The sequence below is a fragment of the Williamsia limnetica genome, from assembly GCF_003217475.1.
GTDB lineage: Bacteria > Actinomycetota > Actinomycetes > Mycobacteriales > Mycobacteriaceae > Williamsia > Williamsia limnetica.
Window position 1 is genome coordinate 14,428 of the sequence record NZ_QJSP01000014.1, and the last position, 21,817, is coordinate 36,244.

At 65.4% G+C, this 21,817-nt stretch carries 22 protein-coding genes and 1 tRNA gene; 16 read left to right on the plus strand and 7 right to left on the minus strand.

Annotation, left to right across the window (positions count from 1 at the left end; genetic code table 11):
- Positions 1 to 60 precede the first annotated feature (60 nt).
- From DFR67_RS21705 to DFR67_RS21715, 3 genes are all read right to left on the minus strand, one after another.
- Positions 61 to 2,199 (minus strand): ATP-dependent DNA helicase, encoded by a 2,139-nt coding sequence (locus DFR67_RS21705; protein WP_110471584.1) that lies wholly within the window; start codon positions 2,197 to 2,199, stop codon positions 61 to 63.
- A 31-nt stretch (positions 2,200 to 2,230) separates the two neighbouring features.
- Complete coding sequence (locus DFR67_RS21710; RefSeq protein WP_245938082.1) at positions 2,231 to 2,821, minus strand: isochorismatase family protein; 591 nt, start codon at positions 2,819 to 2,821, stop codon at positions 2,231 to 2,233.
- Between the two features lie 61 nt (positions 2,822 to 2,882).
- Positions 2,883 to 4,211, minus strand: coding sequence for a nicotinate phosphoribosyltransferase (locus tag DFR67_RS21715; protein WP_110471690.1), 1,329 nt, complete (start codon positions 4,209 to 4,211; stop codon positions 2,883 to 2,885).
- A gap of 78 nt (positions 4,212 to 4,289) precedes the next feature.
- On the opposite strand from DFR67_RS21715, the gene clpS reads away from it, so the two are divergent.
- The 11 genes from clpS (at position 4,290) to rdgB (ending at position 11,827) form a co-directional block, all read left to right on the plus strand.
- Positions 4,290 to 4,628 carry an ATP-dependent Clp protease adapter ClpS gene (gene clpS / locus DFR67_RS21720; protein ID WP_425451320.1) on the plus strand — a complete coding sequence of 113 codons (339 nt, stop codon included), beginning with the start codon at positions 4,290 to 4,292 and terminating at the stop codon, positions 4,626 to 4,628.
- A 3-nt stretch (positions 4,629 to 4,631) separates the two neighbouring features.
- A complete protein-coding gene (gene aosR / locus DFR67_RS21725; RefSeq protein ID WP_110471585.1) occupies positions 4,632 to 5,213 on the plus strand; it encodes an oxidative stress transcriptional regulator AosR in 582 nt (193 codons plus the stop codon).
- A gap of 56 nt (positions 5,214 to 5,269) precedes the next feature.
- On the plus strand, positions 5,270 to 6,373 hold the full coding sequence (locus tag DFR67_RS21730) for a P1 family peptidase (RefSeq protein WP_110471586.1): 1,104 nt from the start codon (positions 5,270 to 5,272) through the stop codon (positions 6,371 to 6,373).
- 30 nt (positions 6,374 to 6,403) lie between these two features.
- The gene (locus DFR67_RS21735; protein WP_110471587.1) at positions 6,404 to 6,808 is read left to right on the plus strand and encodes a M67 family metallopeptidase; all 405 of its coding nucleotides are present in this window, start codon (positions 6,404 to 6,406) and stop codon (positions 6,806 to 6,808) included.
- A gap of 9 nt (positions 6,809 to 6,817) precedes the next feature.
- Entirely contained in the window at positions 6,818 to 7,105 is a 288-nt protein-coding gene (locus DFR67_RS21740; RefSeq protein ID WP_110471588.1) for a MoaD/ThiS family protein, read from the plus strand.
- Complete coding sequence (locus DFR67_RS21745) at positions 7,102 to 8,073, plus strand: PLP-dependent cysteine synthase family protein (protein WP_110471589.1); 972 nt, start codon at positions 7,102 to 7,104, stop codon at positions 8,071 to 8,073. The genes DFR67_RS21740 and DFR67_RS21745 overlap by 4 nt, the downstream gene beginning before the upstream one ends.
- A 29-nt stretch (positions 8,074 to 8,102) precedes the next feature.
- Positions 8,103 to 8,750, plus strand: a complete 648-nt coding sequence (locus tag DFR67_RS21750) for a rhomboid family intramembrane serine protease (protein WP_110471590.1) — start codon at positions 8,103 to 8,105, stop codon at positions 8,748 to 8,750.
- Positions 8,747 to 9,547 carry a glutamate racemase gene (gene murI / locus DFR67_RS21755; RefSeq protein WP_110471591.1) on the plus strand — a complete coding sequence of 267 codons (801 nt, stop codon included), beginning with the start codon at positions 8,747 to 8,749 and terminating at the stop codon, positions 9,545 to 9,547. The genes DFR67_RS21750 and murI overlap by 4 nt, the downstream gene beginning before the upstream one ends.
- A gap of 48 nt (positions 9,548 to 9,595) precedes the next feature.
- The gene (locus DFR67_RS21760) at positions 9,596 to 10,360 is read left to right on the plus strand and encodes a cyclic nucleotide-degrading phosphodiesterase (protein ID WP_110471592.1); all 765 of its coding nucleotides are present in this window, start codon (positions 9,596 to 9,598) and stop codon (positions 10,358 to 10,360) included.
- A 64-nt stretch (positions 10,361 to 10,424) separates the two neighbouring features.
- Positions 10,425 to 11,210, plus strand: coding sequence for a ribonuclease PH (gene rph, locus DFR67_RS21765; protein WP_110471593.1), 786 nt, complete (start codon positions 10,425 to 10,427; stop codon positions 11,208 to 11,210).
- Positions 11,210 to 11,827: an RdgB/HAM1 family non-canonical purine NTP pyrophosphatase gene (rdgB, locus tag DFR67_RS21770; RefSeq protein ID WP_110471594.1), complete on the plus strand. Its 618-nt coding sequence runs from the start codon at positions 11,210 to 11,212 to the stop codon at positions 11,825 to 11,827. Before rph ends, rdgB begins: the two co-directional genes overlap by 1 nt.
- A gap of 4 nt (positions 11,828 to 11,831) precedes the next feature.
- Here the strand turns inward: rdgB and DFR67_RS21775 are convergent, their stop codons facing one another.
- Positions 11,832 to 12,191 (minus strand): DUF3817 domain-containing protein, encoded by a 360-nt coding sequence (locus tag DFR67_RS21775; protein WP_245938083.1) that lies wholly within the window; start codon positions 12,189 to 12,191, stop codon positions 11,832 to 11,834.
- Positions 12,188 to 12,640, minus strand: coding sequence for a transcriptional regulator (locus tag DFR67_RS21780; protein ID WP_110471595.1), 453 nt, complete (start codon positions 12,638 to 12,640; stop codon positions 12,188 to 12,190). The genes DFR67_RS21775 and DFR67_RS21780 overlap by 4 nt, the downstream gene beginning before the upstream one ends.
- Before the next feature lie 59 nt (positions 12,641 to 12,699).
- Here DFR67_RS21780 and DFR67_RS21785 point away from each other — a divergent pair.
- From DFR67_RS21785 to DFR67_RS30590, 4 genes are all read left to right on the plus strand, one after another.
- Positions 12,700 to 12,784: transfer RNA gene (locus DFR67_RS21785), tRNA-Leu, on the plus strand.
- A gap of 282 nt (positions 12,785 to 13,066) precedes the next feature.
- Positions 13,067 to 13,384: a hypothetical protein gene (locus DFR67_RS21790; protein ID WP_110471596.1), complete on the plus strand. Its 318-nt coding sequence runs from the start codon at positions 13,067 to 13,069 to the stop codon at positions 13,382 to 13,384.
- Complete coding sequence (locus tag DFR67_RS21795; RefSeq protein WP_110471597.1) at positions 13,385 to 14,383, plus strand: hypothetical protein; 999 nt, start codon at positions 13,385 to 13,387, stop codon at positions 14,381 to 14,383.
- Between the two features lie 137 nt (positions 14,384 to 14,520).
- Positions 14,521 to 14,697, plus strand: coding sequence for a hypothetical protein (locus tag DFR67_RS30590; protein ID WP_158540008.1), 177 nt, complete (start codon positions 14,521 to 14,523; stop codon positions 14,695 to 14,697).
- Between the two features lie 17 nt (positions 14,698 to 14,714).
- On the opposite strand, the gene DFR67_RS21800 is transcribed toward DFR67_RS30590, so the two are convergent.
- The gene (locus tag DFR67_RS21800) at positions 14,715 to 17,690 is read right to left on the minus strand and encodes an MMPL/RND family transporter (RefSeq protein WP_245938084.1); all 2,976 of its coding nucleotides are present in this window, start codon (positions 17,688 to 17,690) and stop codon (positions 14,715 to 14,717) included.
- Between the two features lie 290 nt (positions 17,691 to 17,980).
- On the minus strand, positions 17,981 to 19,774 hold the full coding sequence (locus DFR67_RS21805; RefSeq protein WP_110471693.1) for an AMP-dependent synthetase/ligase: 1,794 nt from the start codon (positions 19,772 to 19,774) through the stop codon (positions 17,981 to 17,983).
- 185 nt (positions 19,775 to 19,959) lie between these two features.
- Between DFR67_RS21805 and DFR67_RS21810 the strand changes: the two genes are divergently transcribed.
- On the plus strand, positions 19,960 to 21,735 hold the full coding sequence (locus DFR67_RS21810) for a DEAD/DEAH box helicase (RefSeq protein ID WP_110471599.1): 1,776 nt from the start codon (positions 19,960 to 19,962) through the stop codon (positions 21,733 to 21,735).
- Positions 21,736 to 21,817 lie beyond the last annotated feature (82 nt).

Genomic DNA, 21,817 nt, shown 5'->3' on the forward strand with positions numbered 1-21,817 from the left:
GCCAGCGTTGCCCTGGTCATCGTTCTGCCCACCACCGTATGCGACATCGACGTATCCGGCTCAGGCTCTGTCACCATCGGTTGTGTTCGTCCCCTGCAATCGGGACAGCGCGCCGCGCACCAACTGGCCGTCGGTCGTGCGCCAGAACGGCGGCAGCGACGCCAGCAGATAGTTCCCGTAGCGGGCGGTGGCCAAACGTGAATCGAGTACCGCGATGACACCGCGATCGGACGTGCCGCGGAGCAGACGCCCGGTGCCCTGCGCGAGCAGCAGTGCGGCATGGCCTGCCGCGATGGCCATGAATCCGTTGCCGCCCCGCGCCGCGACCGCGCGCTGACGTGCCATCAGCAGTGGGTCGTCAGGTCTGGGGAACGGGATGCGGTCGATCAGGACCAGGTTGAGTGATGGACCGGGGACGTCGACGCCCTGCCACAGCGACAGCGTGCCGAACAGACAAGTCTTCTCGTCGGCAGCGAACTCTTTCACCAACGCGCCGGTCGCACCGTCACCCTGGCACAGGACAGGCAGATCGATACGCGTCCGAACTGCTTCGGCCGCGTCTTTAGCCGCCCGCATGGACGAGAACAGACCCAGCGTCCGACCTCCCGCTGCGGTGATCAGGTCGACCACTTCGTCGAGGGTGCGCGCCGACATCCCCTCGCGGCCCGGTGCGGGCAGATGCTTGGCCACATACAGGATGGCGGACTTCTGATGGTCGAAGGGCGATCCGACGTCGAGCCCGTTCCAGACGAGCTTCTTCTCGTCGGCCGGTGGGGGTTTGCCGATCGCGGTGATGCTCTGCGCGGATTTGGTGGCTTCCGTCGCCGGGTCGGAGTCAGGGGCGGCCGAGGTGGCGTCTGCCGAGCCCGGGCGGTGGGGTGGTAGGCCCCAGCTTGCGGCCAGACCGTCGAACGACCCACCGACGGTCAGCGTTGCCGACGTCAAGATGACCGTGGCGTGGGCGAACAGTGAAGCCCGCAACAGTCCGCCGACGGACAGCGGTGCCACCCGCAGCACGCGCTTGCGGTCGCCGCGGACGAGGTCCTCACCGATCCAGACGACGTCGGGCCGCTTGGCCTCGTCGGGATCGTCGAACGCGGCCAGGATGCGTACGGCGGTGTCGTGCATTTCTTCGAGGCTGGTCAGCGCAGCCAACCTGGCCGCGTTTCCCTCGGGATCGACCTCACCGCTCCGACGTACCGGGCCGATTGCGGTGTGGGCTTTCCACAGCCGGTCACGCAGCGATGACAGGGCCAGCGGTGCCCCGTCGGGTAGTCCGGTCCAGCGGCCCGGTGCGATGTCGTCGAGCAGCGATTCGATCAGTTCGGCGCTGCCCGAGATGTCGTCTGCGACCTCTTCGTCGACGAGTTTTGCGCATCGTCGGGCCAGGCCGGCGACCGATGCACCGGAAATCTCCGCGGTCGCGACCGAGGTGATGCGGTCGGCCAGTTCATGGGCTTCGTCGACCACGACGACGTCGTGTTCGGGAAGGATCGCGGCCGGGCTCATGGCGTCGATGGCCAGCAGCGCGTGGTTGGTCACCACAACATCGGCTTTCCCTGCCTTGGCCTTCGCCTTCTCGGCAAAGCAGTCGGCACCGTAGGAACAGTTGGTGGCGCCGAGGCATTCGCGTGCGGTGACGCTCACCTGGCGCCAGGATCGGTCGGTCACCCCGGGCGTCAGGTCGTCGCGGTCGCCGGTCTCTGTGTCCGAGGTCCATTCGCGCAGCCTGGTGACCTCACGGCCGAGCCGTGAGGCCGCGAAAGGATCGGCCTTTCCGCCCCCGAGGGCGTCGAACAGGTCACCCTCGGGTTCTTCGATGGTGCCCGCGTGAATCTTGTTCAGGCACAAATAGTTTCCGCGACCTTTGAGGATTGCGAACTCGGGGACCCGGCCCAGGGGACCGGTGAGCGCCGTGGCGGTGCGCGGTAGATCGCGTTCGACGAGTTGGCGCTGCAGTGCGATGGTGGCCGTCGAGACCACCACCGTCTTGCCGGTGTCGACCGCATGGCGCAGCGATGGCACCAGATACGCCAACGACTTGCCGGTGCCGGTGCCCGCCTGAACGGCCAGATGCTCACCCGTGTCGATGGAGTGGGCCACCGCGGAAGCCATCTTCAGCTGCCCGTCGCGCCTGGCCCCACCCAGCGCCTCGACCGCGGACGACAGCAGATCGGGCACTTCGGGGATGTCTGTCATCGCGCTCTGTTCGTCCGTCGCGCTTGGCTGGTCACAGCGGCCGGGCGGCCACTGACGAGACCACGGAGACCCCGGCGGCGGTCATCGCGGAGATGGCCGCCCCGGTGGTCTCGGGGCTGACGCCGGCGCAGTATTCGAGTAGGACGCGGGTCATGAGACCCAGCTTGCGGGCGTCGAGCGCCGTGGCCAGGACGCAATGGTCGGTGGCCAATCCGACGACGTCGACCGCGTTGATGTCGCGGGTGCGTAACCACTCGCCGAGCTCGACGCCCTCTGCACTCGCGCCCTCGAAACCCGAGTATGCGGCAGTGTATTCACCTTTGCTGAAGACCTCGTCTGCGACACCGGCGTCGAAGGCGGGATGGAAGTCCACCCCCGGGGTTCCGACGACACAGTGCGGCGGCCAGCTGTCGACGAAGTCGGGGGTCTCGGAGAAGTGGTCACCGGGATCGATGTGATGATCACGGGTCGCAGCGACCGCCAGATAGCCGTGATCTCGGCCGGTGTACGCCGCGATCGCCGAGGCGACGGCAGCGCCACCGGACACTGCCAGCGATCCGCCCTCGCAGAAGTCGTTCTGGACGTCGACGATGAGCAGCGCTGTTCGGATGTGTTCGGTCACGGGCGATACCTTCCGGGCGTTGCGTGGCTGGTCGTTGTGTTGTCTGGTCAGTGTTGTCTGGTCATCGTGGGTCTGGTGATCGTGGGTCTGGGGCGATGAATCGCACCGGTATGGCCGGTTCGCCTCGCGACAGTCCCAAACCCTCCCACGGAAGACTGACAAGCGCAGCAGCGAGGTGTTCTCGCGAGTCGTCGAGGGTCGGCAGATCCGCGACCGGGTCGCCGCCGCGTACCAGGGGGATCTGCAGTGGCCGGGCGGTCGACGTCGTCTCCGGGACGGCCGCGCCGGTGGGATAGATGATCTCCTCGAGGATGGTGCCGGTGGCCTTCGCGGTGCGGATCGCGGTTTTGGCGCCGCCTCGGGACTCCTTGTGGCTGGCGCGTTTCGCGACGGGGATCCCGTCGACCTCGACCAACTTGTAGACCATGCCCGCGGTCGGGGACCCCGAACCGGTCACCAGGGAGGTCCCGACCCCGTAGACGTCCACGGGCTCGGCACGCAGCGACGCGATGGCGTACTCGTCGAGGTCTCCGGAGACGACGATGCGTGTGCCCGTCGCGCCGAGGTCATCGAGCTGTTTGCGAACCTGCCGGGCGAGCACCCCGAGGTCGCCGGAATCGATTCGGACCGCGCCGAGCTCGGTGCCCGCGACCTCGATGGCGTTGGCGACGCCCTGGGTGATGTCGTAGGTGTCGACGAGCAACGTCGTACCCACGCCGAGCTTGGCCACCTGGGCCGCGAACGCGGCCTTCTCGTCGGGCCGTCCATCGGTGGTCGTATGGAGCAGGGTGAATGAATGCGCGCTGGTACCGGCGCTGGGTACGCCGTGTCTACGCGCTGCCTCGAGGTTGGACGTGGCCGACAGGCCGGCGAGGTACGCGGCCCGGGACGATGCGACCGCGGCTTGCTCGTGCGTACGTCGGGATCCCATCTCGATGATCGGGCGTGATCCGGCCGCGGTGACCATGCGGGCAGCTGCGGAGGCGATGGCGCTGTCATGGTTGAGGATCGACAGCGCAAGGGTCTCCAGGATCACTGCTTCGGCGAATGTCCCGCGGACCGTCAGGACAGGGGACCCCGGGAAGAACAATTCGCCTTCGGGATAGCCGTCGATATCGCCTGTGAACCGATAGTTGCTCAGCCAATCGAGCGTCTCGTCATCCAGGAACTTTTCCACGACGGCGAGTTGCTCCGAACCGAATGTGAAGTCCGAGAGTTGCTCGATCAGACGTCCGGTACCTGCGACGACGCCGTAGCGGCGGCCGTCCGGCAAGCGACGCGCGAACACCTCGAAAGTGCACGTGCGATGAGCGCTCTGGTCGGCGAGCGCGGCCGCGACCATGGTGAGTTCGTACTGATCCGTCAACAACGCCGTGTTCAAGGAGTTCACCGTCAACACCCTAGGCCTGCCACTGCGCGCTCGTTCTGAACGGTCACTATCGGTACCCTGGGCTCCATGCGCGGACTGATGATGACCGCACCGCCCCGCTGTGAACCTCGGCGTGTGGCGGGCGACGGTCAGCACGAGGCCACCCCGTCGAGTACCGCCGTCGCCGAACGTGACCAGGCAGTGGACAGGCCGTGGGTGACCATCGTGTGGGACGATCCGGTGAACCTCATGCGCTACGTCACGTACGTGTTCCAGAAGCTCTTCGGCTACAGCGAGACGAGGGCATCCGAACTCATGATGCAGGTACACACCGAAGGTCGGGCCGTGGTGTCCACCGGTGATCGCGACAAGGTCGAACTCGATGTCCAGAAACTGCACGCCGCCGGCCTGTGGGCCACGATGCAGCGGGACAGCTGAGCAGTGCGCAACTGGAAACGGCGAGGTTCGGGTGAGCGGCTGCGGATCACCTCAGAACTCGACTCGCACGAGTCCGACCTCATCGCCTCGCTCGTCACCTCGATGACCGAACTGCTCGACGAACGCCAGTCGACCGCACCGACCGATTCGCTGGCCGACCTGACCGGCATCGAGGCCGGACACTCGACACCGCCATCGGATGCGACGCTCGGCAGGCTGTTCCCCGACTTCCATCGCCCCGACCAAGACGAGACGACCACCGTGGACGCTGTCACGGGCGATCTCAACGGGGCGTTGCGGAGCTTGCATGAACCGCACATCCTCAACGCGAAACAAGAAGCGGCGCAGGTGGTCCTGAACTCCTTGCCTACCGGCGGTGGCCAGATCTCGTTGAGTCCGCAGGAGGCCGACCAGTGGCTCTCGGCGATCAACGATGTGCGGCTGGCTCTCGGTGCGATGATCGGCATCAGCGAATCCACCCCTGACCAGCTTCCCGAGGGCGACCCGATGGCCGCCCATCTCGACGTGTATCACTGGCTCACGGTGGTGCAGGAATTGCTGGTGGTGGCGCTGATCGGCAAGTGACCCGGCTCGTGCTCGCGCGGCACGCGGCGACATCTTCGAGAGGTAGGGCACCACAGATGATTCCCGGCGCATCCGATTCGATCACCGACGTCGCAGGGGTGCTGGTCGGGCACCACCATCGCCTCGACGAGCAGGTCATTGTGGGCACCGATGAGGTGGTGGGCGAAGGCTGGGCGACCGGCACCACCGTGGTGTTGCTCCCCGATGGAGCGGTCGCCGCGGTGGACGTCCGGGGCGGGGGACCGGGTACGCGCGAGACCGATCTGCTCGATCCTGCGAACACCGTTCAGACGGCGCACGCGATCGTGCTCAGCGGCGGCAGCGCCTACGGGCTCGCTGCGGCAGACGGGGTGATGACGTATCTCGAGGACGCCGGCATCGGCCTGGCGATGGACACCCGCGGATCTGTGGTTCCGATCGTCCCGGCAGCGGTGATCTTCGATCTGGCTGTCGGGCAGTGGGGGGCCAGACCTGATCGCGACTTCGGGCGGCGTGCGGCGCTGGCGGCGGGGCCCGGCGTCGAGCTGGGATCGGTCGGCGCGGGCACAGGCGCACGGGCGGGAGCACTCAAAGGCGGCGTCGGGTCGGCGAGCATCACATTCACTTCCGGACCGGCGACAGGGATCACGGTTGGTGCCGTTGTCATCGCCAACCCGGTGGGCGCGGTGGTCGATCCCGCCAGCGGACTGCCCTGGGGTGTGCTGCCGTCCGAGCTCGACCACTTCGGATTGCGCCGCCCCTCCGACGTCGAGACCGCCGCATTGGCGGCCCTGACCGCAAAGTCGAGTCCGCTGAACACCACGATCGGGGTGGTGGCGACCGACGCCGCCCTCGACCCCGCGTCGACCCGGCGCGTCGCGATGACCGCCCATGACGGACTCGCGCGCGCCATCCGCCCGGCCCATTCACCGCTCGACGGTGACACCCTTTTCGCTGTCGCCACCGGTTCGGCGGTGCCGACACCGCACGAGAAGACGCCCGCCATCCCGAGGGGTATGAACCCGAACGTCGCGCTCGTAGCCGCGATCGGCGAGGCCGCGGCGACCGTCGTGCACCGTGCCATCGTCAAAGCCGTGATCGCGGCGACACCGGTCGCCGGAATACCGACCTATCGGACGACGTTGCCATCAGCGTTTGAGTCGTCGGCCCCGTCGACGTAGCCGATCACCGATTCCGATACGGAGGTAGCAGTGCTCGCCATCAGTCGTTCGCTGGTCGATTCGATGGTGGCGCACGCACGCGCGGACCACCCTGACGAAGCCTGCGGTGTCATCGCAGGCCCCGAGGGCTCGGATCGGCCGGAACGTTTCATCGCGATGATCAACGCGGAACGCTCACCCACCTTCTACCGGTTCGACTCTGGTGAGCAATTGAAGGTGTGGCGTGAGATGGACAGGGCGGACGAAGAACCGGTGGTGATCTACCACTCGCACACGGGAACCGAGGCGTATCCGAGTCGAACCGATGTCTCGTTCGCGTCAGAACCGAACGCGCACTACGTCCTGATCTCGACCAGAGATCCCGACACCGAGGAGATCCGCAGCTACCGGATCGCCGAGGGAGTGGTCACCGAAGAAGAGATCGAAATCAACTAGGAGTTCGCCATGGCGGTAACCGTTTCCATCCCCACGATCCTGCGTACGTACACCGACGGCAACAAACGCGTCGAATCGACCGGCGGCACAGTGGCAGAACTGATCGACAATCTCGATGCACGCCACAGCGGGCTCAAAGACCGCCTGATCGCCTCCGGAAAGCTGCACCGTTTCGTCAATGTCTACGTCAACGACGAGGACGTTCGATTCTCAGGCGGCCTCGACACCGCGGTCGCCGATGGCGACGAGGTCACGATTCTGCCTGCCGTCGCCGGCGGCGCAGACAGCAGTCGATGACCCGTTATGAATCGCTGATCGACTCGGTCGGTCACACCCCGCTGATCGGTCTGCAACGATTGTCGCCGCGGTGGCACAACACTGACGACGGCCTCGCCGTGCGATTGTGGGCTAAGCTCGAGGATCGCAATCCCACAGGTTCCATCAAGGACCGGCCGGCGCTACGGATGATCGAGCAGGCCGAGTCCGATGGATTGCTGACCCCGGGGGCCACGATCTTGGAACCGACCAGCGGCAACACCGGGATCTCGCTGGCGATGGCAGCGAAACTCAAGGGTTACAAGCTCATCTGCGTGATGCCCGAGAACACGTCGGTCGAACGGCGTCAGCTGCTGACGATGTACGGCGCCGAGATCATTTCCTCACCCGCGGTCGGCGGATCGAACAAGGCGGTCGCGATGGCCAAGGAGTTGGCTGCCGCCAACCCGGACTGGGTGATGCTCTACCAGTACGGGAACCCGTCGAATGCGCTGGCGCACTACGAGTCCACAGGCCCCGAGTTACTCGATGACCTGCCTGAGATCACCCACTTCGTGGCCGGACTGGGCACCACCGGGACCTTGATGGGTGCGGGCAGGTTTCTCCGAGAGCGGCGGCCGGAGATCCAGATCGTCGCGGCCGAGCCCCGCTACGGCGAAGAGGTGTACGGACTGCGCAACATCGACGAAGGCTTTGTGCCGGAGTTGTATGACGAGTCGATATTGACGATGCGGTATTCCGTAGAAGGCCGCAACGCGGTCCGGCGGATGCGAGAGCTGATCGACACCGAGGGCATCTTCGCCGGGGTCTCGACGGGCGCCATCGTCCACGCCGCGCTCGGAGTGGCCCGCAAAGCGATGTCCGCTGGTCAACGCGCCGACATCGCCTTTGTCGTCTGCGACGCCGGATGGAAGTATCTGTCGACAGGGGCGTACGAAGGTAGCCTCGACAAAGCAAGTGACGATCTCGAGGGCCAGCTCTGGGCCTGACGAGCGCAGCGATATCTGATCGGAGACCCATGACCGGATCGCTCGGCTCCTACGGCGGCGGATTGCCATCCGCAGGACCACCGACTCCTGCGCGGACGTCGTGGCCGCTGTGGGCGCGGTCGGCGGTCGTCATCGGCATTCTGACGGCGTTGCTCTACGTCGTCGAGGCGATCGACGCGGTCAGCAAACATGATTTCGACAGCGCAGGTATCGAACCGCGAGAGACCGACGGTCTCACCGGTATCTTCTTTTCCCCGTTCCTGCACGCCGACTGGGAACACCTGGCAGCCAACACCCTTCCGGGAATGGTGCTCGGGTTCCTGGTCCTGATGGCCCGGCGGTTCATCGTCACGACGGCCATCGTGTGGGTGGTGTCAGGCGTCGGCGTCTGGTTGTTCGCGCCGCCGTACGCCGTGACCGTCGGAGCGTCCGGCATCATCTTCGGTTGGCTCACCTACATCCTGGTGCGCGGACTGTTCAATCGTGATTTCTGGCAGGTCCTGCTCGGTGTGGTGGTGTTCATGGTCTACGGCGGAGTGTTGTGGGGCGTGGTGCCCACCGACGGCCGTGTCTCGTGGCAGGGACACCTCTTCGGTGCCATCGGCGGTGTGTTGGCTGCGTGGTACCTGTCGAAGAAAGACCGAAAGCGCGACGAACCAAAGGCCCCGACCCTGTGAACCCCGGTGTCGACGCCCCGATCGGAATCTTTGATTCAGGGGTCGGTGGCCTGACGGTCGCGCGTGCCGTGATCGATCAACTGCCCGCCGAGAACATCATCTACATAGGCGACACCGCCCATGGTCCGTATGGGCCCCTGACCATCCCGCAGATTCGGGCCCATGCGCTCGCCATCGGGGACGAACTCGTCGAACGCGGCGTCAAGGCGCTGGTGATCGCATGCAACACGGCGTCGGCGGCTTGTCTTCGCGACGCACGTGAGCGTTACCCGGTGCCGGTGATCGAGGTGGTTCTGCCGGCGGTGCGCCGAGCCGTCGCGGCGACCAGATCGGGACGTATCGGCGTGATCGGCACGGAGGCGACTGTCGCCTCCCGGGCGTACGAGGATTCCTTTGCCGCTGCGCAGAACGCGGTGATCACCTCCGTCGCGTGTCCGAGATTTGTCGACTTCGTCGAGCGGGGGATCACCAGTGGTCGTCAGGTTCTCGGCTTGGCAGAGGGGTACCTCGAGCCGCTGGCTGCCGCCCGGGTCGACACTGTCGTCCTCGGTTGCACCCACTACCCGATGTTGTCCGGGGTCATCCAGTTGGCGGTCGGCGACGATGTGACGTTGGTGTCGAGTGCTGAGGAAACCGCGAAGGACGTGCTGCGCGTGCTCACCGCCGCAGACCTCCTTCGCGAGCCTTCGGAGTCACCGGCGCAGCGCATATTTCAGGCGACCGGCGATCCGGATTCGTTCGCACGGTTGGCGACGAGGTTCCTCGGACCCGCCATCGGCGCAGTTCAACACGCCTGATCCGCCGTCCGGCGGCGCCACGGTCACCCGGCGTGGCAGCATGGCGGCATGCGATTGACCGTGCTGGGTTGTTCGGGCAGTTTGTCTGGCCCGGACTCTCCGGCGTCGGGGTATCTCCTCACCGTGCCCGGGCACCAGCCAGTGGTGATGGATTTCGGTCCGGGTGTCCTCGGATCTCTGCAGCAGCACGCGAATCCGAACGAGGTGGCGATCATGCTCAGTCACCTCCACGCCGACCACTGCCTCGACCTGCCGGGTCTGCTGGTGTGGCGTCGGTACAGCCCCGTTCCTGCCGTCGGCAAAGGCACACTCATCGGCCCTCCCGGTACGGCGGCGCGAATCGGCGCGGCGTCGTCGGAGTACGCGGGGCAGATCGACGACATCACCGACACCTTCGAGGTAGGCGAATGGGTCGACCGTGAAGAGATCGATCTGGGTGGGATGAAGATCCTGGCTCGCAAGGTCAATCACCCGCCGTCGACGTTCGGGTTCCGGATCACCGGACCCGAGGGCAAGGTCCTGGTCTACTCGGGGGACACCGGGGTCTGTGACGAGCTGGTCGAACTGGCCGAGGGCGCAGATGTGTTCTTGTGCGAGGCATCGTGGACTCACGACCCGGCGAACCGCCCTCCGAACCTGCACCTGTCCGGTCGCGAGGCTGGTGAAGCTGCGGCCAAAGCTGGGGTCAAAAGACTTGCGCTGACCCACCTACCACCGTGGACCTGGCCTGACGACGTCCTGGCGGAGGCACGTGAGGTGTACGACGGCCCGATCGCAGTCGTTCGACGTGGCGAACAGATCGACATCGGCTGAACCCCACCGGCCCGTGTATCGGCCACCCGACCACAGTCCTGGGCGTAGTCGATAGGGTGGCGGTGTGAGCAGACGTGTAGATGGCCGAGTCGACGACGAACTGCGGAAGGTCACCATCACCCGCGGATTCACCAACCACCCCGCCGGATCAGTGTTGGTGGAATTCGGGCAGACGCGGGTGATGTGCACCGCGAGCGTGACCGAGGGGGTACCCAGGTGGCGCCGCGGCTCCGGACTGGGCTGGCTCACAGCGGAGTACGCGATGTTGCCCGCCGCCACCCACGACCGCTCCGACCGAGAGTCGGTCAAGGGCAAGGTCGGCGGCCGTACCCAGGAGATCAGCCGCCTCATCGGTCGGTCGCTGCGTGCCTGCATCGACCTCGCTGCCCTGGGAGAGAACACCATTGCACTCGACTGTGACGTGCTGCAGGCCGACGGTGGTACGCGAACTGCGGCCATCACCGGCGCCTACGTGGCACTGTCAGACGCGGTGACCTATTTGAACGCCGCAGGTAAACTCGCTGACCCCCAGCCGATTTCCTGCATGATCTCGGCGGTGAGCGTCGGCGTCGTCGACGGCCGGGTCCGCTTGGACCTGCCGTACGAAGAAGACTCTCGTGCCGAAGTCGACATGAACGTGGTCGCCACCGACACCGGAACCCTGGTCGAGATCCAGGGCACGGGGGAGGGCGCGACCTTCCCGCGGTCGACCCTGGACCGGCTGCTCGACGTGGCGATGGCAGGCACCGAACAGCTCTTCGAGGTGCAGCGCGCAGCGTTGGCGCTTCCGTACCCGGGAGAACTACCGGTCGCCGAGACCTCCGGCAAGCGCAAGGCATTCGGCAACTGATGGGCGGCCGGCTGCTGGTTGCAAGTCGCAACGCCAAGAAGTTGGCCGAGCTGCGGCGTGTGGTGGAGCAGGCCGGCATCGAGGGCCTCGAGGTGATCGGGCTGGACGAAGTGCCCCCGTTCGACGAGGCACCCGAAACCGGCGCCACGTTCGAGGAGAACGCTCTCGCGAAGGCCCGGGACGCGTACGCGGCCACCGGGTTGCCCTGTGTTGCCGATGATTCCGGACTCGAGGTCGATGCGCTCAACGGCATGCCCGGGGTCCTGTCGGCGCGCTGGTCCGGGCGGCACGGCGACGATCCCGCGAACACCGCACTACTGCTCGGTCAGCTCACCGACGTTCCACACGAACGACGTGGTGGCGCATTCGTCTCTGCCTGCGCATTGGTCACCGCCGACTCGGAGGTCGTGGTCCGCGGGGAGTGGCGCGGTCGCATCATCTCGGAACCGCGTGGCGGCAACGGCTTCGGCTACGACCCGGTTTTTGTGCCTGATGACGCAGCGGCAGGCGGACGCAGTTCAGCCGAGCTGTCCGCGGCCGAGAAAGATGCGTTGAGTCATCGCGGGCGCGCGTTGGCACAGCTGGTGCCCGCCCTGCAGAAGTTGGCGACGCGGTAGACCGTCAGACGTTGAACTGCGCCCGGATCTCCTCGGTGCGTTTGTGTTCCACCCAGAACGACAGGAACGGGATGGTTCCGGCGATCAGGGTGAATATTGCCTTCCCGATCGGCCAGCGGACCTTGATCCCGAGGTCGATCGCCATGATCAGGTAGATGAAGTACACCCACCCGTGCACAAACGGCACGAAGTCGAGTGAGTGGTTGTCGAATCCGTAGAGCAGGATCATCTCGGCAACCAGTAGCAACAACCACAGGCCGGTGATCCACGCCATCACCCGATAACGCAGCAGCGCGCCCTTGATCTTGTTCGGCGGCGTGATGGTCTTCGGGGTCGTGGTCGACTCGGCGGGTGTTTCGGTCACTGATTACTCCGTTGTGAATTGTCGGACGGTGTCGCTTCGGCCTGCAGTCGCGCCAGACGGATCCGGTCCGCTTCCGCGAGCTCGGCGAGGATTCGGTTGTATTCGGCGATCTGATCGCCGTCGGTGGTGCCGTCCTCGACCATCGGTGCCGGTGCGGCACTCGGGCGCGGCGGCAGGATCCCCGCTGGGATCTCTTTGATGCCCTTGTCCGCCGCATGCATCTTCGCGACTTCGTCCGGGTTGTCCTCGAGGACGACGAACTTGCGGTAGGCGTAGACGAAGAAGGCTGCGAACGCAGGCCACTGCAGGGCGTAGCCGAGGTTCTGCCCGGTGCCGGAGCTGGACTCGAACCGATCGAGCTGCCACCAGGCCATGGCGAGACAGGCAACGGCTGCGACGATGACCAGCGCGATGAGTGCTGGTCGGTGCCGCTGCTTGTTCGATGCCATGTATTGACCGTACCTAAGTGCCGCAACCCGCTGGTCAGCCGGTAGTCTGTGGTCTGCACGCGCGAGTGGCGGAATTGGCAGACGCGCTGGATTTAGGTTCCAGTGTCTACGGACGTGGGGGTTCAAGTCCCCCCTCGCGCACCACGTGTGACCGCCCCCCGGCTTCGAAAAGCCGGGGGGCGGTGGTGCCGGGAGGGTCGGGGGACTCCCGGCATCAAGTCATTCGGTCGCCGGTCGGGTGTGGATTGGTCTGCTTCTGTGGTTCCGCACACAGCCGTGATCAACCGGGTGACTGGGTGTGAAAGCCGTCGTGGGGCGGGACTGTCGATAGACAGGGCGGCGTCTCCACGTCCCCATTCGGAGTCCGCGGGCTTGGCCGCCCCGTCGGGCTTGAGACTATCAGTCATTCGAACGTATGGTCGAACCATGAAGACGGCAGGCATCGGTGGAGACAGCGGTCAGCCGCGACGACCGGCGTTCGTCCGGGTGGGCCACATGGCGGTGACGGTTGATCTGGTCACGCTTTATGCCTACCAACCTCACCATTCCGGCTCGTACCACCCCGACGGTCTGCAGTTCCGAAAGAAGACGCTGGGGGTGCTGACGGAGTGGGGCATGACCGAATGGGGTGAATGGTTCGGCAAGGTGTCGTACACAATCCCTGCCAAAGGGCGGGAGGAAAAGGTCACGCACTGGGTTCCGGGGTGGGCGTTGAGACCGGCCGATCGGCCCGGGAACGGGTAGGTGGCGCGGTACACACTGCACGAAGTGGCCGAGGCCGGCGTGAAGGCGGATGCTGGACACACGATGCCCGCTCGCTTTGTCTTCGCTGTACCGTCCGCACGCACCGTCGTCGCGGCGTCGCTGATCGCCGCGCAGGTCCTCGTAGCAGCGTCGGTGGGGGCCGTGGTCTGTGGACCTGTAGGCGCCGACGCTCCCAGGCCGGCCGCCAACTCCTTGTTGGTGGCACCCTCCGGTCCCATGTCCGGCGACTATCCGTTCGCGGCACTGACCGCGGCGCAGGCCGCGGCCACCGGCGTGGGCGGCCTGGACCTCGATGTCGGGATCCTCGACCTGCGGACCGGGGTGAGCGCGTTCAGCACCTCGGCGCCAGTTCCGATGTTTGCCGCCTCGCTGGCCAAAGTGATTCTGATCGTCGACGTTGTCGACCGCCGCCGCGAGGAGGGACTCCCTGTCGGGGACACCGACCTGGAACTGATGCGGCGGGCCCTGGGGCCGAGCGATGACCTCGCGATGAATGAACTCTGGACGCGATTCGACGGTCAGGGTGCCGCACCGCGCGTCAGCACGCGGCTGGGCCTGAGTGGTACGGCGGCACCTGCCGATCCGACGTACTGGGGGCAGATGTTGATCACGGCCGCTGATCTCACAGCCGTCTATCGGCACATTCTCACGATGCCGAACGCGGACCGCGATCTGATCATCGGTGCGCTCGCCGCCGCGCCGGCCGTGGCGACAGACGGCTTCGCGCAAGATTTCGGGCTTCTCGGCCCGCGAACGGTCGGAATCGCCGTCGCCAAGCAGGGCTGGATGTGCTGCGGCGAGGACGGTCGGACCGCTTATCTGCACAGCGCAGGTCTGGTCGGCGACGACGGGCGGTTCGTGGTGGTACTGCTGAGTCGACAGCAGTTCGAGCAGGACTGGCAGTTGCAAAAGGACCGGCTCTCGGCGGTGGCCGACGCCGTCCACGACGTGCTGGACACCGCTGCGACGATGCACTGACACCGTGGAGCGGTGCGCTTTCGGCTGTGATGTCGATCGCCTCTGTGCCGGTCCGGGAACGCAACCCGCCCATCGGCCGTTGATCGAAAAGTTCAGAGCCGAGCCGCGTTTACGCAGTGTTCAAGGAGTAGTAGACAGTGAGTGACTTTCCGCCCCCACCACCGTGGACGGCCGGTTTTCGTGCCCAGCAGGCCGCGAAGAAGGCCGAGACCGAGCAGACGTCGCCGCCGCGCAAGAGCCGCGGTGACAAGTGGGAGTGGCTGATCCTGGTCGCGCTGCTGGCTCTCGTGGTCGGCGTGTTGGTTCTGAAGTAGCACCTGTCCCGGTTGTCTCAAGCCCGCGACGGCCACCACACCCGATTGCCCAGCAGTGACATCGCAGCGGGCACCAGGATGGTCCGGACGATCGCCACGTCGAGCAGCAGTCCGATGCCCACGGTGAAACCGATCTGCAGCAGATTGATCACCGTCCCGCTCATCAGGGCGAACATGGTGATCGCGAACACGATTCCGGCGGTGGTGATGACGCTGCCGGTGGTGCCGAACGCCCGCACAATGCCGCGGCGCATCCCCAGGGACGACTCCTCTCGGATCTTGGAAGCGAACAGCATGCTGTAGTCCGCTCCGACCGCGACCAGCGCCATGAACGAGATCGGCATCACCGACCAGTCGAGGTTGATCCCGATCAGGTGCTGCCACACCAGGATCGAAGTTCCGATCGCCGTTCCGAATGACAGGACCACCGCGCCGACGAGCAACGCCGGCGCCAGCAGGCTGCGCAGCAGTATCGCCAGGATCAGGAACACCGCCAGCACCGCCACGACAGCGAACAGCGCGAAGTCACGTTCGACCTGTTCGTTCATGTCGGCTGACAGCGACGTCAACCCGGTGCTACTCACCTCTGCGGTGTCCAGGACAGTCCCGTGTAGTCCGGCGCGAGCTGCCTCGGCGATCAGTCCGACGTTGCTCAGTGCGACGTCGCCGTAGGGATTGATGCTGCGCACCACGAGCATTCGGGCTGTTCTCCCGTTAGGGGAGATCAGCAGCTTGCTGCCCTCGACGAATCTCGGATCGGAAAAGCCCTGTGCGGGTAGATAGAAGCCGGCGCCGGGGCCGTACATGGTGTGTTTGCTCATCTCGGTGAGATAGTCGGACGCCTGAGCCAGGCCACCGGCCAGCTGGCCGGTGAGTCGAACGGTGGTGTCGGTACCGTCCTTCACCTCCCGCAGACCGTCGGCCAACGTGGTCATGCCGGTGGACAACTCGGTGACGCCTGAACTGAGCCGGTCCAGATCGGCGCGCAGTTGTTCGGGGGTACGTCCATCGAGTCCGTCCACCATCGACTGCAGCTGCACCAGTCCCGTCTGTAGTTCTGGCAGCAGGGCTCTTGCCTTGTCCAGTAGCTCTCTCGGTACCCCGCCCAGGGCCGCGCTCTGACGCAGTGCTGCAGCAGCTCTGCCGCCGGTCGCCCTGTCCAGTTCGGTGAAGGCGGCACGGGCGGTCAGACACCGCGGGTCGGCGACGCAATCCGGCGAAGGCAACGGGGCGAGCAGCGGGTCGAACACCGCGCCGAGCTGCCCGACGACTTCGCCTGTCTGCACATCGCTGCGGTTGATCGACTCGACCAGCGTGCCGAGCGTCCCCGTGAGCGCGGACAGCTGAGCAATTCCTCCGGTGAGCGTGCCCTGTCCGTCCGACGCGATGGTGGCGATGCGGGTGGCGGTCTCCAATCCGGCCAGTACGCCATCGGCCATCCCCACCACCTGTTGTGTGCCGGCGACGAGCTCGGGCATGCGCGCCCGGGCATCGTCTGCGCCATCGCGCAGTTGTGTGACACCTGATGCCAACCGTCTCAATTCCGGTGCGGCGTCGACCAGTTGACGGTGAGCGTCACCTAGACCATCGCCGACGATCTTGGTCTGCGATCCGATCGCCGCTTCCGGCAACGGTTTACCGTCGGGACGCGTGATCGACCGGACATAGGCGATGTCAGGGAGATTGGACACCGACATCGCGGCCATCTCCAGGGCAGCCAGGTCTCCGGTGTTGCGGAGATCATGGTCGGCGCGGATCACCAGATATTCGGGGAGCACCTCGTTGACCCCGTAGTGCTCGAGGACCTCGTCATACCCCTTGGCAGAGCCGGTATCCCGCAACTGCATCGCATTCTCGTCGAAGTTCACCGTGAACGTCGGTATCAGCAGGCAGATCCCGAGCAGGAATGCGAGCGCCAGCGCGGTCAGGGGGCCGGCGCGGCGGATGACGCGTGCACCCAATCGTCGCCACCGTCGTTCGGTGGACCGTTTCGGTTCGATCAGACCGCGGCGTCCGGCGATGGCCAGCAACGCCGGGGTCAACGTCAGTGACACGGCGAGGGTGATCCCGATACCGATGGCCGTCGGCGGGCCCGCGGTCTTGAACATGCCGACCTGGGTGAAGATCATCGCGCAGGCCGCGGCGGCGATCGTCAGCGCGGAGGCGATCAGAATGCCCGACACCTTCGCGCCGGCAGTGGCCACCGCATCGTCGGAAGGCTGCTTTGCGCGACGGGCGTCGTGATAGCCGGCGACGAGAAAGATGGCGTAGTCGGTACCCGCGCCCAGGACCATGGCAGTCATCAATGCGATCGTGAAATTGGAGACCGGGAGCATGTCGTGCATGCCGAGTGCGGACACCACCGGGCGGGCCGCCAACAGTGCTATCCCGATCGTGAGGAGTGGGACGAGGGCGGTGATCAGAGAGCGATACGCGAGAAGCAGCAGCATGGTGATGAGCACGACCGAGACGCCGGTGATGATCAACAACGAGTAGTCGATCGATGAGAACAGATCGGCCAAAGTGGGCGAGGCGCCGGTGTAATACGCTTCCAGTCCAACAGGTTTGGGAATCGAATCGATGATCTCTCGGATCCCGACGGTGCTGTGGTGCGCTCTCGTCGAGCCCACGTCACCTTGGGCCACGACCATGAGGTTGAGGGCTTTGCCGTCCGGGCTCACGCTGATGTCGCGGGTGACCGGATTGCCATAGGTATCGAGGATGTATGCCACGCCGGTGCGGTCGGCGAGCAGGGCACCCACCAGTTCGCTGTAGTACTGCCCCTCGGCCTCGCCCAGCGGGGTGTCGGAGGCCAGCACCACATGACCTACCGCAGTCGACGGCGGTGAACCGAAGTCGGTGGACATGTCCCGGAGTGCGTCCACCGACGGCAGGTTGCCGGGCAGGAAGGGCGCGGACCGCTCGGAGACCGTCTGTTCGAGTTGGGGCACAACGATGTTGAGTATGCCCACGACCGCGACCCAGAATGCCACGATCCACCACGCGTACCGCGCGCACCATGTCCCCAGCGCTCGCAGAGGACCATTCCCGCTGTGCCCACTCGCCACATCAACCCCCGATATATGGACCAATCGATCTATGTGACGAACGGTAACAGTAACAACGTTCATTGGTAAACCCGCGAAGGCGATCTCCGTCGCGGCTCCGGGCCGTATGCGGCGGCGTCAAGCCGGTAGCGTCCCCGAGAAATGACAACGGGAGGCAGGCCGCGGTGGCCTGCCTCCCGTTGCTTTCGGGGTCTTGTCTATTTCGTGTGTGTTGTCTACTTCGTGTAGAGACCCTCGATCTCGTCGGCGTGCGAATCGTGGATGACATTGCGCTTGAGCTTGAGCGTCGGCGTCAATTCCCCGGATTCGATGGTGAAGTCGGTGTCGATGATGCGGAACTTCTTGATGGCCTCGGCCTTGGATACCAGGGTGTTCGCCGTGTTGACGGCGTCATCGATGTCCGCGAGGACATCTTTGTGCTCGAGCAGGTCCGCGATCGGGGTGTCCGCGGGCAGTTCGTGCCGTTCGAGCCAACCCGGCAGGGCTTCGGGATCGAGGGTGATCAGAGCCGCGATGAACGGCTTGTTGTCGCCGACCACGAGCGCCTGGCTGACGAGCGGGTGAGCGCGCACGGCGTCCTCCATCTGCGCCGGCGAGACGTTCTTACCACCGGCGGTGACGATCAGCTCTTTCTTGCGTCCGGTGATCGAGAGGTAGCCGTCGTCGAGCGTGCCGATGTCGCCGGTGTGGAACCAGCCGTCCTTGATGGCCTCGGCGGTCGCCTGCTCGTTCTTCCAATACCCGCCGAAGACGACCGGACCCTTCAGCAAGACCTCTCCGTCGTCGGCGATCGCCACCGATTGGCCGTAGATCGGCCGCCCGACGGTTCCGATCCGTTGTGCACCTTCGGCATTGACGGTCACTGCGGCAGTGGTCTCGCTCAGCCCATAGCCCTCGTAGATCGGGATGCCGATGCCACGGAAGAAGTGTCCGAGGCGGGCGCCGAGGGCGGCGCCGCCGGACACCGCACTGGTGCATTCGCCACCGAGCGCGGCACGGAGCTTCGAGTAGACGAGGGCGTCGAACACCTTGTGCTTGACCTTGAGGACGAGTCCTGGGCCGGACGAGGTCTCGAGCGCCTTGGAGTACTCGATGGCGGTGTCGGCCGCCTTACCGAAGATCTTGCCCTTGCCGCCGTCTTCGGCCTTCTGCTTCGCGCTGTTGTAGACCTTCTCGAACACGCGCGGCACCGAGAGTAGATAGCTGGGCTTGAAAGCGGCGAGATCATCCATGAGCGTCGGCCCGACGGTGGTGTGACCGAGCTGCACCAGATGCACGATCGACGCCACCGAGATGATGCGCGCGAAGACGTGGGCGAGCGGCAGGAACAGCAGGGTGGAGCTGCCCTCGGACATGAGATCACCGAGCGTCACCCGCACGGCATGGCACTCGTGCAGGAAGTTCGCGTGGGTCAGGGCGACGCCCTTGGGCTTCCCGGTGGTGCCCGAGGTATAGACGAGTGTCGCGATGTCGCTCGAGAGGGTGTTCGCGTGCCGCTGGTCCAGTTCCGAGTCGTCGACCTTCTCGCCGCGCTTCTTGAGCTCATCGATCGCACCCGAGTCGATGACGAGTGTCTCTTTGAGGCTCGCCGCCTCCGCGAGGGCGGGGGAGTGCTCCGTTTTCTGCGCCTCGGTCTCGACCACGAGGAGCGAGGTCTCCGAGTTCTCCACGATGTACTGGACCTGCGACGAGGACGAGGTCTCGTAGATCGCGACCGTGGTGCCGCCCGCACGCCATACCGCGTAGTCGATGACAGTCCACTCGTACCGAGTCGCGCTCAGGATCGACACCCGGTCGCCGGGGCCGATGCCGGAGGCGATGAAGCCTTTGGCCACCGCATCGACGAGGTCGGCGAAATCCTTGGTGCTGATGTCGGCCCACGCGCCGCTGTCTGTGCGGCGCTTGAACAGGGCTTTGTTCGGTGACTCCTCACGGTGCCGCAACATCGAATCGACGATAGATGCCTTGTCCGGCACAACGAAGTCGGACGGGACGGTGATCTCTTGCACGTGGCCTCCTGCGGCATGGAATGCGGAGAACCGGTGAGGGACAGAATCGGACACCGGCAACTGTGCGATAGATTACCTTTTGTCATTACTCGTCAGTAAGGGACCTGCGAAGCCGCTTCGGGCGGCCGCGGCACCTTACGCTGCGAATAACGGATTCGGGCTGTTCACGGCTACAGTGGACAGTAATGACCGACAGTATTGATGCGGCCGCCGTGAGTGATGCGGCCGCTGCGAGTGAAGAAACCATCACGTTTGCAGACCTCGGGATGGATGCCCGGGTACTACAAGCGCTCACAGACGTGGGCTATGAGACCCCGTCACCGATTCAGGCAGCGACGATTCCGCCGCTCCTCGAGGGTCGTGATGTCGTCGGTCTTGCCCAGACCGGAACGGGTAAGACCGCTGCGTTCGCCGTTCCCATCCTCTCGGGAATCGATGCGTCCGCACGTAAACCGAAGGCCCTGATCCTCGCCCCGACCCGCGAGCTCGCGCTGCAGGTCGCCGAGGCGTTCGGCAGGTACTCGGCGCATCTGCCCGGTGTGAAGGTGCTACCGATCTACGGCGGCCAGAGCTACACCGTTCAGTTGTCCGGGTTACGTCGCGGCGCTCAGATCATCGTGGGTACCCCCGGTCGCGTGATCGACCACCTCGACAAGGGCACGCTCGACATCTCGGAGCTCGACTACCTCGTGCTGGACGAAGCCGACGAAATGCTCAACATGGGCTTCGCCGAAGACGTCGAGCGCATCCTCCGGGACACCCCGGACACGAAGCAGGTTGCACTGTTCTCCGCGACCATGCCGAAAACCATCGGCCGGCTGTCGCAGAAGTACCTGAAGGACCCCGTCGAGGTCACGATGAAGGCCAAGACAGGTACTGCGTCGAACATCACGCAGCGCTACCTTCAGGTCTCGCATCAGCGCAAACTCGATGCTCTGACCCGTGTGCTCGAGGTCGAGCAGTTCGACGCGATGATCGTCTTTGTCCGTACCAAACAGGCCACCGAAGATTTGGCGGAACGGTTGCGGTCGCGCGGATTCTCGGCGGCGGCCATCAACGGCGACATCGCCCAGGCCCAGCGCGAACGCACCATCGCGCAGCTGAAGAACGGCCAGGTCGACATCCTCGTCGCCACCGATGTGGCAGCGCGTGGGCTCGACGTCGACCGCATCTCGCACGTACTGAATTACGACATCCCGCACGACACCGAGGCCTACGTGCACCGCATCGGTCGCACCGGCCGCGCCGGACGGTCAGGAACGGCCTTGCTGTTCGTGTCCCCGCGCGAGCGGCACCTGTTGCGTGCCATCGAGAAGGCGACCCGTCAGCCGCTGGATGAGATCGGGCTGCCGAGCGTCGACGACGTGAACGCCCAGCGCAAGACGAAGTTCGCGGAGTCCATCACCCAGAACCTGGGATCCGATCATCTGGACATGTTCCGGAAGCTGATCGAGGGATACGCGCAGGAGAACGACGTCACGATGGCCGACATCGCGGCCGCACTTGCACTTGAGACGCGTGACGGCGGCTTCCTGATGTCGCCGGATCCGCCCGCGAGCGAGCGCAAGGACCGCGACCGCAAGGAGCGCGCCGAGCGGTCCGGCCGTGGCGGCGATACCGAGTTCGCAACCTACCGGCTCGCCGTCGGTCGCCAGAACAACGTCACGCCGGGTGCCATCGTGGGTGCGATCGCCAATGAAGGCGGCCTCTCGCGAGGCGACTTCGGCCACATCAGCATCCGCGCGGACCACTCGCTGGTGGAGTTGCCGCGAAACCTCGACCGCGACACGCTCACGCGCCTGCGCGGTACCCGCATCGGTGGCGTACCCATCGGCATCAAGAAGGACGACGGGGCGCCGCGCTCGCGGACCGCATACGGGAACAAGGGCGCCGGAGGCGGCAAGTCGTACGGTCGTGAGCGCCGAGGGTCTCAGAAAGTTGCAGGCCGAGCCCGCCCGTAGACCCTCAACTGGGCGGATCACTTCTCCTTATCACGTGCGGTGAGCTGTGAGAACAGCCGGGGTGGCACACACCCTGAATCAT

Excerpts from the sequence above, each read along its gene's own strand:
- DFR67_RS21780 (WP_110471595.1), bottom strand. The coding sequence starts at position 12,640 with ATGGCATCGAACAAGCAGCGGCACCGACCAGCACTCATCGCGCTGGTC.
- DFR67_RS21705 (WP_110471584.1), bottom strand. The coding sequence starts at position 2,199 with ATGACAGACATCCCCGAAGTGCCCGATCTGCTGTCGTCCGCGGTCGAG.
- rdgB (WP_110471594.1), top strand. The coding sequence starts at position 11,210 with ATGGGCGGCCGGCTGCTGGTTGCAAGTCGCAACGCCAAGAAGTTGGCC.
- DFR67_RS21730 (WP_110471586.1), top strand. The coding sequence starts at position 5,270 with ATGATTCCCGGCGCATCCGATTCGATCACCGACGTCGCAGGGGTGCTG.
- DFR67_RS21760 (WP_110471592.1), top strand. The coding sequence starts at position 9,596 with ATGCGATTGACCGTGCTGGGTTGTTCGGGCAGTTTGTCTGGCCCGGAC.
- DFR67_RS21810 (WP_110471599.1), top strand. The coding sequence starts at position 19,960 with ATGACCGACAGTATTGATGCGGCCGCCGTGAGTGATGCGGCCGCTGCG.
- DFR67_RS21750 (WP_110471590.1), top strand. The coding sequence starts at position 8,103 with ATGACCGGATCGCTCGGCTCCTACGGCGGCGGATTGCCATCCGCAGGA.
- DFR67_RS21740 (WP_110471588.1), top strand. The coding sequence starts at position 6,818 with ATGGCGGTAACCGTTTCCATCCCCACGATCCTGCGTACGTACACCGAC.
- DFR67_RS21745 (WP_110471589.1), top strand. The coding sequence starts at position 7,102 with ATGACCCGTTATGAATCGCTGATCGACTCGGTCGGTCACACCCCGCTG.
- DFR67_RS21790 (WP_110471596.1), top strand. The coding sequence starts at position 13,067 with ATGAAGACGGCAGGCATCGGTGGAGACAGCGGTCAGCCGCGACGACCG.
- clpS (WP_425451320.1), top strand. The coding sequence starts at position 4,290 with ATGATGACCGCACCGCCCCGCTGTGAACCTCGGCGTGTGGCGGGCGAC.